This is a genomic window from Streptomyces sp. NPDC015130, assembly GCF_043080005.1.
Taxonomy (GTDB): domain Bacteria; phylum Actinomycetota; class Actinomycetes; order Streptomycetales; family Streptomycetaceae; genus Streptomyces.
In genome coordinates, this window is the sequence record NZ_JBIBVC010000013.1 from 75,346 (window position 1) to 87,425 (window position 12,080).

A 12,080-nucleotide genomic window follows, 5' to 3' on the forward strand; every position below is an offset into this window, starting at 1 on the left:
CATCGCGGGAGACGTGGTCGACGCGTGCCGACGCGCGTCGACCACGAAGAGATGCCGGAGCGGCCGCACACTCTCCCCGCCGGGCCTCAGGCCAGCAGCGGGAGCACCTCGGCGCCGAGCCGCCGGACGTTCTCCTCGGTCGCCGCGAGATCGCCCGAACCCTCGGCGAGCAGAGCGAACCGTGTGATGCCCGTACGCTCCGCCGTCGCCGCGAGCCGGTCCGCCGCCAGCCGGGGCGTGCCCACCGGGTGCAGCCCGCACAGCAGCTCCGTGTACGCCACGGGGTCCCGCATCGCCCGGTGCCGGCCGTCGACCGTCACATGCGCGTCGAGACCCTGCCTCAGCCAGCCCGGCATCGCCTTCACCAACGACTCGGCCGCGTCCGCCGCCCGGTCCGCGAGCTGGACGACCCCCGCCGAGACGTGCCCCGCGCCGATCCGCGCGATCTCGTCCGGGTCCCGCCCGGCCTCCCGCGCACAGCGCGCCCAGGCCGCGACCATCTCGGCCTTGTCCTGGTCTCCGCAGTGCATCCCGAGCAGCATCGGAAGCCCCCGCTCCGCCGCGAGCCGCACACTCTTCTGCGAGGTGCAGGCCACCACGACCTCGGGCCCCGACTCACCGCCGATCAGCTCGTCGGCCCGGGGGACGACCGCCACCTCACGGAAAGCGAATCGTTCCCCCTCGGCGCCGACCCGGGACTCGCCCAGCCACCGCAGCAGCAGATCGAGCGACTCCGGGAAGCCCTTCTCGTACGCCTCCAGACCCGCGCCGAAGACCTCCAGGTCGACCCACGGCCCGCCCCGGCCCACCCCGAGGGTGAACCTGCCGCCCGAGGTGAGGTGCAGCAGCGCCGCCTGCTCTCCCAGGGCGACCGGGTGGACGGTCGGCAGCACACTGACCGCCGTGCCCACCCTCAGCCGCCGGGTGCGCCCGAGGAGCAGCGCGGCGAGCGTCACGGCCGAGGGGCAGACCCCGTACGGCACGAAGTGGTGCTCGGCGAGCCAGACGGAGTCGAGCCCCGCCTCCTCGGCGACCTCGGCGGTCCGCACCGCCCGGTGCAGGGCCTCCCCTTGTCCCTGGCCCGGGAACTGTGCGGCCAGAACGAACGTACCCACGCGCATCGCCTTCTGCCTCCTTGCGGCCGACGCGTATCTCCCCTCGCACTGGCAACAACGTCTGACACGTGCCAAAGGCAACGGCCGTTCATGAAGTTCTTGCGATTTTCGGCTAAGCCGTCCTGGGCGGGGCCCGGGGCACCGTGTCGCGGCCCGTAGGCTGGAGAGAACGGTCCGTGTCCCCAGACCCCGTGAGGTGTGCCCGTGTCCCCGCGCCACAACCGCTCCCGAGGCGGCGAGAAGCCCGAGCAGCAGCAGGGCGAACCCGGCGACCGGTACGGCGGCGCGCAGCGCAGCGAGACCTGGCAGGGCGAGGAGTGGTACGTCCGCCTCGTCGCCGGAGCCAGCTCGCCGGGCAAGCGCTACCGCTGCCCCGGCTGCGACCAGGAGATCCCCTCCGGCGCCCCGCACGTCGTCGCCTGGCCCGAGTACGGGGGCGTCGACGACCGCCGCCACTGGCACAAGGCCTGCTGGAGCGCGAAGGACCGCCGCACCAGCAGGGTGCAGCGGTCCAGGAACGCGCCGAGGTACTGAGGCAGGTCGCTCCTGCTCACACGTCCCGGCTGTTCAGCAGGGCGTAGGCGCCGGCCAGAGCCGCGGCCGTGACACCCGCCATGATCAGCAGCGGCTCCCAGCCCGCCGGGCCGTTGTCGCCGAACGGCGGACGCTCGCTGTACAGCGCGATCATCTGCGAGGGGATCGCGTAGGTGAAGAGCGCCTCCTGCACGGACCGGAGCGCCTCCGAGAACATGAACAGCGCCGCCACCAGCGGGAGCAGCAGCAGACCGATCATGACGGTGATCGCACCGGCCGAGTGCCGGATGAGCGTCCCGAGCGCCAGCGACAGCAGACCGAGCATGGCCAGGTACGCGCCCGCCCCGACCGTCGCCCGCAGCCACTCGGCGCCCGTCGGCTCCGACGCGGTGTCCACCATGGCGACCTGCGCCACCGCCACCAGCGACGCGAAGACGGTGGTGACCGTGAAGACCAGCAGGAAGAAGACGATCGCCTTCGCCGTCAGCACCCGCGCCCGGCTCGGGCAGGCCGTCAGGGTCGTACGGATCATGCCCGTGCCGTACTCGGAGGCGATCGTCAGGACCCCGAGGGTGATCACGCAGATCGACGCCGGGAGCATGCCGAAGAAGCCGAAGCCGAGCGCGGACTCGTCGCCCATCGGCGCCTCGGAGGCCGAGGCGATGGCCGCCACGCCCAGGCCGATGCCCAGCATCAGCAGGATCATCACGCCGAGCGTCCACATCGTCGACCGCACCGAGCGGATCTTCGTCCACTCGGAGGCGAGGGCGTCACCGAGGTGCGCCCTGCGGACCGGGATGGGGGAGACGTAGGCGTGCGGCGCCGGAGCGTGGTGCGGGGCGGGGGCGGTCATCGGGCGTCCTTGGTGGTGTCGCTCGGCTGCGGGGTGGCGTGCGGGCTCTGCGCGGGCGGCTGAGGAGCCCCGGCGTACGGGTTCGGCGCGGGCGCCTGCGGAGCCCCGGCGTACGGGTTCTGTCCGGGCGGCGGCGGGGCGTACCAGCCCTGCTGCGCGACCTCGGGGGCCGCCGCCGGCTGCTGCGGCGGCATCCCGTACCCCGGCTGACCGGGCAGGAGCGGCGCCTGGAGGTGCGCGAGCCGGTCGTCGGTGGAGCGGTAGTCCACGGCGCCCTGCGTCATCCGCATGTACGCCTCCTCGAGGGAGGCCTGGTGCGGGGAGAGCTCCCAGAGCCGTACGCCCGCGTCGTGCGCGAGGTCGCTGATCCGCGGCAGCGGCAGACCCGTCACGCGCAGCGCGCCGTCCGGCTCGGACAGCACCTGGCCGCCGGCCTCCGTGAGCGTCGTCGTCAGCTTCTCGCGCTGCGCCGGCTCGGTCTGCGGGGTCCGCACCCGGGCGAAGTCGGCGGAGTTCGCCGAGATGAAGTCCGTGACGCTCATGTCCGCGAGCAGCTGCCCCCGGCCGATCACGATCAGGTGGTCCGCCGTCAGTGCCATCTCGCTCATGAGGTGGCTGGAGACGAAGACGGTCCGGCCCTCGGAGGCCAGCTTCTTCATCAGGTTGCGGACCCAGAGGATGCCCTCCGGGTCCAGGCCGTTGACCGGCTCGTCGAAGAGCAGCACCTGCGGGTCGCCGAGGAGCGCCGCCGCGATGCCGAGCCGCTGGCCCATGCCGAGCGAGAAGCCCTTGGAGCGGCGCTTGGCCACGTCCTGGAGGCCGACGACGCCGAGGACCTCGTCGACCCGCTGGGCCGGGATGCCGGCCAGCTGGGCGAGCGACAGCAGGTGGCTGCGCGCGCTCCGGCCGCCGTGCACGGCCTTCGCGTCGAGGAGCGCTCCGACCTGCCGGGGCGCGTTCGGCAGCTGCCGGAAGGGGTGGCCGCCGATCGTCACATGCCCGGAGGTGGGCCGGTCGAGCCCGAGGATCATGCGCATCGTCGTCGACTTGCCCGACCCGTTGGGCCCCAGGAAGCCGGTGACGACACCGGGCCTCACCTGGAAGGAAAGGTTGTACACGGCCGTCTTGGCGCCGTAGCGCTTCGTCAGGCCGACTGCCTCGATCATTCTCCAGCCCCATCGACAGGTCGGTGTCATCCATGTCGGGGCGTGGCGGCCGTCGGCCGGAGCCCCCCGTATGAATGAGGAGCTTATCCAGCCGTTGACGGTTCCGGCGAAGCGGAATTGAAGCGGTCGGGAAGGTCCGGGAGATTTCCAGGTCGACCCCTACGGGTCGGACCGGCCCCGGACGGTGCGGCCGATCCCCGGGGGGCCGGCACCTCCGGGGCCCGGCCCGGACCCGTCAGGCGTCGCGCTTCTTCAGCACCAGGTAGCCGCCGGCGAGCGACGCCGCCACCCAGAGCAGCATGATCCCGAGCCCGCCCCAGGGTCCGTACGGGGCCTTCTCCGTGTTCAGGGCGTCCGGGACGACCTGCATGATCTTCGAGCCGGCCTGGTCGGGGAAGTACTTGGCGACCTCCTTGGCCTTCGGCACGGCCGCCAGGATCTGCGAGACCAGGAAGAAGAACGGCATCAGGATGCCGAGCGACAGCATCGAGGAGCGCAGCATCGCCGCCACGCCCATCGAGAAGATCGCGATCAGCCCCATGTAGAGACCGCCGCCGAACACCGCCCGCAGCACGTTCTCGTCGCCGATCGACGCCCGGTGCTCGCCGAGCAGCGCCTGCCCCAGGAAGAAGGCGAGGAAGCTCGTCACGACACCGACGAGCAGCGCGAGACCACCGGCCACCGCGATCTTCGAGAAGAGGAAGGTCGCGCGCTGCGGCACGGCGGCGAGCGAGGTGCGGATCATGCCGGAGGAGTACTCGGTGCCGACCACCAGGACGCCGAAGACGACCATCGCCAGCTGCCCCAGGGTCATCCCGAAGAAGCTGACCAGGGTCGGGTCGAAGGTGAGCTTCTCGGCCTGGCTGAGATCGTCGAAGGTGGAGTTGAACACGGCGGACAGCGCCGCGCCGACCCCCACCGTGACGATCAGGGCGCTCGCCAGCGTCCAGACGGTGGACGACACCGTCCGGATCTTCGTCCACTCGGACCGGAGGACCGCGGATGCCGCTGCCATCGATCAGGCTCCCTCGGAGGTCGAGCCCCACCGGGGGCCGGGCGCCACCGCGGCGCCGTGTACGTCGGTGCCGTGCGCGTGGTACTCCACCGCAGCGGCCGTCATCTGCATGAACGCCTCTTCGAGCGAGGCGCGCTGGGAGCTCAGCTCGTGCAGGACGATCTGGTTCGCGCCCGCCAGCTCACCCAGCTTCTCGGTGGTCGTCCCGTCCACCTCGAGCGTGCCGTTCCCCGACTCGACCACGACAAATCCGTTGGCGTGGAGAACGTCCCGCAGGCGTTCCTGCTCCGGGGAACGCAACCGCACATAACTTCGTGAATTCTGCTGGATGAAATCCGCCATCGAGGTGTCGGCCAGCAGCTTTCCCTGCCCGATCACGATCAGATGATCGGCCGTCAGCGCCATTTCACTCATCAGATGGCTGGAGACGAAGATCGTCCGGCCCTCGCCGGCCAGCGCCTTCATCAGATTGCGGATCCAGTGAATTCCCTCGGGGTCCAGACCATTGACGGGTTCGTCGAACATCAGGATCTCGGGATCGCCCAGCAGCGCCGAGGCGATACCCAGCCGCTGCCCCATGCCGAGGGAGAAACCCTTCGACTTCTTCCGTGCGACCGCCGTCAGACCCACGAGGTCGAGCACCTCGCCGACCCGGCTCTCCGGGATCCGGTTCGACTGCGCGAGACACAGCAGGTTGTTGTACGCGGAGCGCCCGCCGTGCATCGCCTTGGCGTCGAGCAGCGCGCCGATGTACTTCAGCGGCTCCTGGAGCTCCCGGTAGTGCCTGCCGTCGATCCGGACCGTACCGCTGGTCGGGTTGTCCAGGTCGAGCATCATCCGCATCGTCGTCGACTTGCCCGCCCCGTTCGGCCCGAGGAAGCCCGTGACGACCCCCGGCCGGACCTGGAAGGAGAGATGGTCGACCGCCGTCTTCGCCCCGTAGCGCTTGGTCAGGCCCTCAAGCTCGATCATGCGTACCAACCTAAGGGCGCGCAAAACCCCCCGCCACCGGAATGACGGAGGGTTTCGGATGCGCCGTGCACGCGGTTCCGCCGACGACAGGCCGGCGGAACCGGCGGGTGTCAGCGGGACTGCCGGGGCGTCAGCGGGACTGCTGGGCCGGGACGCCGGCGGCGCGCTCGTCGTCGATCGGGGAGCCGGCCGCCGCGACCGCGGCACCCGTCAGCGTCGCCAGCATCTCGCGGACGTTGGTCAGCTGCGCGTTGATCGAGTCGCGGCGGTTCGTCAGCGCCGCGAGCTCGCGCTCCGACTCGCTGCGGATCCGGTCGGCCTTCGCGTTCGCGTCGGCGACGATGTCCTCGGCCTGGCGCTGCGCGGTCTCCACCGTCTGACGGGCCCGGCGCTCCGCGTCCGTACGCAGCTTCTCGGCCTCCAGGCGGAGCTGCTCGGCGCGGTGCTCGATCTCGGCGAGGCGCTTCTCGGCCTTCGCCTGACGCGAGGCCAGGTCCCGCTCCGACTGCTCGCGGCGCTTCGCCAGGTTGGTCTCGAAGTCCGCGGCGGCCTGGGCGGCCTTGGCGCGGGTCTCCTCGAAGAGGGCGTCCGCCTCCTCGCGCTTCGACTGCGCGTCCTTCTGCGCCTCGGCGCGCAGCGAGTTGGCCTCGCCCTGCGCCTTCTCGACGATCCGGACGCCCTCGTCCTCGGCCTTCGACTTCCGCTCGGCCGCGAAGGACTCCGCGTCGTTGCGCACCTGCTGGGCGGCCGACTCGGCCAGCTCGCGGTGCTGCTCGGCGGCGCGACGGGCCTCCTCGCGCAGGTCCTTCGCCTCCTCCTCGGCGAGCCGGAGGATCTTCTCGACACGGGCGCCGAGGCCGGCGTACGACGGCTCGGCGTCGGTGACCTGCGCCTGTGCGTTCTGCGTTTCGAGGTGGAGTTCCTCGATGCGCTTCTCCAGGGAAGTGATCCGGGAGAGAGCACTGTCACGGTCGGCGACGAGCTTGGTAATGCGGTCGTCCACCTGACCGCGGTCGTAACCACGCCGCACGAGCTCGAAGCCGAAGGGGGAGGAAGTGTCGCTCATGGGGTTCCTGTCGAATGAGACCGGTGAGGTGTTAGAGGGAATCCTAGGGGCCGGAGCGGCGTGTCATCGAGCGTATGCCCGTTTGATCTGGAGAATGTCCAGCCTTTCGAGTGGCTAGCCGTCCTGGGACTTGCCACTCGAACGAGTGGACCCCGCCGATGCGCCCGCCTTGACGCCCCCCGCCCCACCGGACTTCGCGCCCGCCGACGGAGTCTCGAAAGACTCCAACGCCTCCAGCACGTCCTGGACACGGGAGATCTCGGCATTGATGTCCTCGCGCCTGCGCACGAGCACCTCCAGCTCCCGCTTGCCCTCCTCGACGGTCCGCTCGGCCTCGGCCTCCGCGTCGGCCCGCAGCTGCTCGGCCTCCGCCTTGATGCCCTCGGCCTCCGCGACGAGCGAGGCCTTCTTCTGCTCGGCCTCCTTGAGGAGCGCCTCCGCCTTCCGGACGGCCGCGATACGGACCTTGCTCGCCTCGGAACTCGCCTCGGAGACCAGCTCCTTCGCCTTCTCCTCCGCCTCGGCGCGCTGCTCCGTCGCGGCCTTGACCAGCTTGTCGACGCGCTCGCCGGCCGTCTTCATCTGCTCGGCGGTCTCGCGCCGCGCCCGGTCGTGCAGTTCCTCGATCTCGCCCTCGACGCGGCCCCGCAGCTCCTCGGACCGGTCCCTTATGGCCGTCGCGTCGCTGCGCGCTCCGACGAGCAGCTCGTCGGCGTCCGTACGGGCCTTCTCCACGAGCGAGTTGCCCTCGACGGTCGCCTCGGCGACGATCCGCTCGGCCTCCTTGCGGGCCGCGCCGACCATGGTGTCCGCCTGCGTCTCGGCGTCGGTGGTGGCGCGCAGCGCCTCCTCCTGGGCCTTGGCGATGAGCTGGTCCGCCTGCTCGGCCGCGTCCGAACGCTTCCGCGCGCCGGCCTCCCGGGCCTCGTCGAGCGTCCGGTCCGCCTCCTCGCGGGCCTCCGACCGCATCTGCTCGGCCGCCGCCTCGGCGTCCGCCTTCACCTGCTCCGACTCCGCGCGGATCCGCTCGGCGTCCTGCTGAGCGGCCTCCACCGCCGCGGCCGCCTCCGCCTCCGCCCCGGCCTTGTGGCGCTCGGCCTCCGCGACGGTCCGGCCCGCCTGCTCGGCGGCCTCCGCCGCGATCCGCTCGGCCTCGGCGCGCGCGTCCGCGGTGACCGCGTCGGACAGCTCGCCCGCCTCACGGGTGATCCGCTCGGCCTCGGCCGTCGCCTCGGCGAGGAGCGCGTCGGCCTGCTCGGCGGCGTCGGAGCGGCGCTTGTCGGCGGCCTTGCGGGCCTCGTCGAGGACCTGCTCGCCGTCCGCGAGGGCGGCGGTGCGCAGGGCCTGGGCGTGCGCCTCCCCGTCGATCTTGACCTGCTCGGCCTCGGTACGGAGCCGCAGCGCGTCCTGCTCGGTCGTGTCCATGAGCTCGACCGCCTCGGCGGTGAGCCGCTCGGCCTCGGCCGTCGCCTCGGCGAGCAGCGCGTCGGCCTGCTCGGCGGCGTCGGAGCGGCGCTTGTCGGCGGCCCTGCGGGCCTCGTCGAGGACCTGCTCGCCGTCCGCGATCGCCGCGGTGCGCAGCGCCTCCGCGTGCGCCTCCCCGTCGGCCTTGACCTGCTCGGCCTCGGTACGGAGCCGCAGCGCGTCCTGCTCGGTGCTCTCCAGGAGCTCGGCGGCCTCGGTCGTGAGCCGCTCGGCCTCGGCGGTTGCCTCGGCGCCGATCCGCTCGGCCTCGCTCGTCGCCTCCCCGATCAGGGTGTCGGCCTGCTCGGCGGCGTCGGAGCGGCGCTTGTCGGCGGCCCTGCGGGCCTCGTCGAGGATCTGCTCGGCCTCGGCGCCGATCCGCTCCGCTTCCGCACGCGCCTCGCCGACCACCGTCTCGGCGCGCTCGGCGGCCTCCGAACGGATCCGGTTCGCGTCGTCCCGGGCGTCGGCCCGCGTACGGGCCGCGTCCTGCTCCGCCGAGGCGAGCGAGTCCGTCACCTCGGTGCGTACCCGCTGCGCGTACTCCGCGGTGTCCGCCCGCAGCTTCTCCGACTCGGCGATCGCGTCCGCGACGGTCCGCTCGGCCAGCGCCTTCGCGGCCTCCGACTCCTCCTGGGCGCGCGCCCGGGTGCGGGAGGCGTCCTCGGACGCCCGCTCCCGCTCCTCGTACGCGTCGGCGCGGACCCGGTCCGCCTCCTCCTGCGCCTCGGTGCGCGTCCGCTCGGCCGCGTGCTCGGCGGCGCTGCGCAGCCCGGCGATCTCCTCCTCGGCCTGCTCGCGCAGCCCGGCCACCGAGTCCCGCACCTCCTGGGCGGTGTGCTCGGCGGCGGTGACCATCTCGGTCGCCCGGGCGTCCGCCTCCTCGACCAGGCGCTGCGCCTCGGTCTGGGCGTCCTCGACGCGCCTGCGGGCGGCGGCGAGGAGCTCCTCGGACTGCTCGCGGGCGTGCTCGCGCTCGCGGCCGGCCTCGGAGCGGGCCGAGTCCAGCGTCTCCTCGGCCTCCCGGCGACGCCGGTTGGCCTCCTCCTGCGCGGCGGCCAGCGCCTCGGCGGCCTCGGCGGCGACCCGCTCGGCGGCGGCCGCGGCCTCCGCCCGCACCCGGTCGGCGGTCTCCTGCGCCTCGGACCTCAGGCGCTCGGCCTCGTCCGCGGCCTCGGTGCGGAGCCGTACGGAGGCGGCCTCGGCCTCGCTCCGCGCGGTGGAGGCGTCCGAGGCGGCCTCGGCGCGCAGCCGCTCGGCCTCCTGCTCGGCCTGCTCCTGGAGCGTACGGACGCGTTCGGCGGCCTCCGTGCGGAGCCGCTCGGTCTCCTCGGCGGTCTCGCGGCGGATGCGCTCGCTCTCGGCGCGAGCGTCGGTCAGCTCCTGTCCGGCCGCCGCCACCTTGGTCTCGGCGTCGGTGTGCAGCCGGGTCAGCTCGTCGGCGGCCTCGGCGCGGCGGGCCTCGGCGGCCCGCTCGGCGTCCGCGCGCAGCCCGGCGGCGGTCTCCTCGGCCGCGTCCCTGACGGACTCCGCCTGCTCCTCGGCCTCGGCGCGCAGCCGCTCGGCCTCGGCGCGGGTGCGCTCCAGGGTCTCCTCGGCCTGCGCACGGAGCGTCTGGGCGCGCTCGACGGCCTCCGACTTGACCCGCTCGCTCTCGGCGCCGGCCTTGGTGCGGAGCTCCTCGGCGTCCGTACGGGCCTTGGTCAGCAGCTCCTCGGCGGTACCGGCCGCCTCCTCGATCTGCTGGAGGGCCTCGCGGCGGGCCTCGCCGCGGATCCGCTCGCCCTCGGCGATGGCCTCGGCGCGCAGCTGCTCGGCCTCGCCGCGCAGCCGGCGGGCCTCCTCCTGGAGCTCGACCGTCTTGGCGCGGTACTCCTTGGTGTCGTCCTTCGCCGAGCCGAGCAGCTCGTCGGCCTGCTCCTCGGCGCGGGTCCGCAGCCGGTCCATCTCGGTCTCGGCCTCGCGGCGGATCCGCTCGGCCTCCTCGGAGGCCTTGCGGGTGGTCTCGCGGGCGTCCTCGGAGGCCTTGGTGAGGATCTCCTCGGCGCTGCGGGCGGCCTTGGCGAGCGCGGCGGCGGAGTCCTCGGCCACGGCCGTCCGGGCCTTCTCGGAGGCCTCCGAGACCAGCTTCTCGGCCTCGGCGGTCGCCTCGCGGAGCTTCTCCTCGGCATCGGCCTTGAGGGCCTCGGCGTCCTTGGTGGCCTCGCCGACGAGCCGGGCGATCTCCGTCTTGGCGGTGCGGGTGCGCTGCTCGTTGACCGACTCGGCGGAGGCGAGCTGCTTGGCGGCGGCCTCCCTGGCCTCCGTGAGGGCCTTCTCGGCCTCGGCGCCGGCCAGCCGGAGCTTCTCCTCGGCCTCCTGGAGGCGCTGCTCGGCGGCGCGGGAGAGTTCGGTGGCCTGGCGGCGGGCCTGGTCCGTCTCGGCGGTGGTCGTCGAGCGGAGCTGCTCGGCGTGGCTCGTGGCCTCCTGGGCCTGGCTGGAGGCGGCGCTCAGGAGCCGCTCGGCGTCCTTGCGGGCGCGCAGCAGGATGGCCTCGGCCTCGGCGCGGGCGGCCTCGGCCTCGGTGCCGACGCGGCGGCTGGTCTCCTCGGCGAGCCGGGTGGCCTCGGCGCGGGCGGTGGCGAGCGACTGCTCGGCCTCCGCGCGGGACTCCTCCATGAGGCGGCGGGCCTGGGACTCCGTGCGGGCGCGCAGCTGCTCGGCCCAGGCGACGTTCTCGTTGACGTGCGCCTCGACGGTCTGGCGGCGCTCGCTGAGCTCCTGGTCCAGCTGCTGGCGGCGCTGGACCGCCTCGTTGTGCAGCTCGGCCTGGAGCCGGGACTGGTGCTCGGCGTGCTCCTGGAGGATGCGCTGCGTCTGGGCGCGGGCCTCGCGCAGCTCGCGCTCGGCGTCCTGGCGGAGCTGCTCGGCCTGCGCCTGCGCGTTGCGCAGCAGCTGTTCGGCCTGGTAGCCGATGTCCGCGCTGTCGTACGCGGGCCGGGACGCGATCGTGCGGCGCGCCTCGTGGAGCTTGGCACGCAAGACCTCGACTTGGTAACCGAGGTCCTCGGCGTGCTGGACGGCCTTCTCACGCTCGGTCTTCAGCCGGTCCATCTCGGCTTCGAACCGGGCGAGATGGTCGTCTTCAGCTCGGTGGCTCTCCTGGCGTTCGTAGCCCCGCACTGCGCGGTCCATCCTTCCCCGAGCTCTTCGAGCAGGGGAGACCCCAACCCTGATCGCGTAACCCCACGAGCACCGTCCTCACCGACGAGAACGGACCCCCGGGGAATCGTGATGGATCGGACGACCCCGACATCCCGACTTCGGGGCCACGTGGAGCGGCCCCGACCGGCCCCGGCCCGGAGCCGCCCACTCTACCGGGCCAGGAATCCGGAGGTCAGTGCTCCGCTGAGGAGTGGTCAGTGGAGGGCTTCGCCGAGGTGACCAGTTCCGTGAGGACGCCGTGGCAGTCCTTGGGGTGCAGGAAGGTGATGCGGGAGCCCATCGAGCCGATGCGGGGCTCGTCGTAGAGGACGCGGACGCCCTTCCCGCGGATGGCCTCGGCGTCGCCGTCGACGTCCGCCGTGCCGAAGGCGATGTGGTGCACGCCCTCGCCGTTCTTGGCGAGCCACTTGCCCACCGCCGAGTCCTCGCGGGTCGGCTCCAGGAGCTGGAGGTAGGAGGCCCCGCCGTCCGAGGTCTCGTTGATCTTGAGCATGGCCTCGCGGACACCCTGCTCTTCGTTGACCTCGGTGTGGAACACCTCGAATCCGTACGTCGCACGGTAGAACTCGACAGTCTTGTCGAGGTCGAAACAGGCGATCCCGATGTGGTCGATACGCGTCAGCATGCTCCCTAGTCCAGCGCCAGAAGGGCGGTTACGCAACGTGCGCGCGATCACACCGGCTGCCCGGTG

Annotated in this window: 9 protein-coding genes; 1 reads left to right on the forward strand and 8 read right to left on the reverse strand. The window is 72.8% G+C overall.

The features are described 5' to 3' along the window. Positions 1–86: 86 nt before the first annotated feature. Positions 87–1,121: an LLM class flavin-dependent oxidoreductase gene (locus ACF08F_RS25625; RefSeq protein ID WP_392300873.1), complete on the reverse strand. Its 1,035-nt coding sequence runs from the start codon at positions 1,119–1,121 to the stop codon at positions 87–89. A gap of 198 nt (positions 1,122–1,319) precedes the next feature. Between ACF08F_RS25625 and ACF08F_RS25630 the strand changes: the two genes are divergently transcribed. Next, a complete protein-coding gene (locus tag ACF08F_RS25630) occupies positions 1,320–1,649 on the forward strand; it encodes an ATP/GTP-binding protein (protein ID WP_392300874.1) in 330 nt (109 codons plus the stop codon). Between the two features lie 16 nt (positions 1,650–1,665). On the opposite strand, the gene ACF08F_RS25635 is transcribed toward ACF08F_RS25630, so the two are convergent. The 7 genes from ACF08F_RS25635 to mce form a co-directional block, all read right to left on the reverse strand. Next, positions 1,666–2,502: an ABC transporter permease gene (locus ACF08F_RS25635; protein WP_392300875.1), complete on the reverse strand. Its 837-nt coding sequence runs from the start codon at positions 2,500–2,502 to the stop codon at positions 1,666–1,668. Next, a complete protein-coding gene (locus tag ACF08F_RS25640; protein WP_392300876.1) occupies positions 2,499–3,668 on the reverse strand; it encodes an ATP-binding cassette domain-containing protein in 1,170 nt (389 codons plus the stop codon). Before ACF08F_RS25640 ends, ACF08F_RS25635 begins: the two co-directional genes overlap by 4 nt. Before the next feature lie 235 nt (positions 3,669–3,903). Then, positions 3,904–4,683 (reverse strand): ABC transporter permease subunit, encoded by a 780-nt coding sequence (locus ACF08F_RS25645; protein ID WP_392300877.1) that lies wholly within the window; start codon positions 4,681–4,683, stop codon positions 3,904–3,906. Positions 4,684–4,686: 3 nt separating this feature from the next. After that, complete coding sequence (locus ACF08F_RS25650) at positions 4,687–5,655, reverse strand: ABC transporter ATP-binding protein (protein ID WP_392300878.1); 969 nt, start codon at positions 5,653–5,655, stop codon at positions 4,687–4,689. Between the two features lie 130 nt (positions 5,656–5,785). After that, complete coding sequence (locus ACF08F_RS25655; protein ID WP_056644144.1) at positions 5,786–6,721, reverse strand: hypothetical protein; 936 nt, start codon at positions 6,719–6,721, stop codon at positions 5,786–5,788. A gap of 114 nt (positions 6,722–6,835) precedes the next feature. After that, on the reverse strand, positions 6,836–11,347 hold the full coding sequence (gene scy, locus ACF08F_RS25660; RefSeq protein ID WP_392300987.1) for a polarized growth protein Scy: 4,512 nt from the start codon (positions 11,345–11,347) through the stop codon (positions 6,836–6,838). 214 nt (positions 11,348–11,561) lie between these two features. Beyond that, on the reverse strand, positions 11,562–12,014 hold the full coding sequence (mce, locus tag ACF08F_RS25665) for a methylmalonyl-CoA epimerase (RefSeq protein WP_392300879.1): 453 nt from the start codon (positions 12,012–12,014) through the stop codon (positions 11,562–11,564). Positions 12,015–12,080 lie beyond the last annotated feature (66 nt).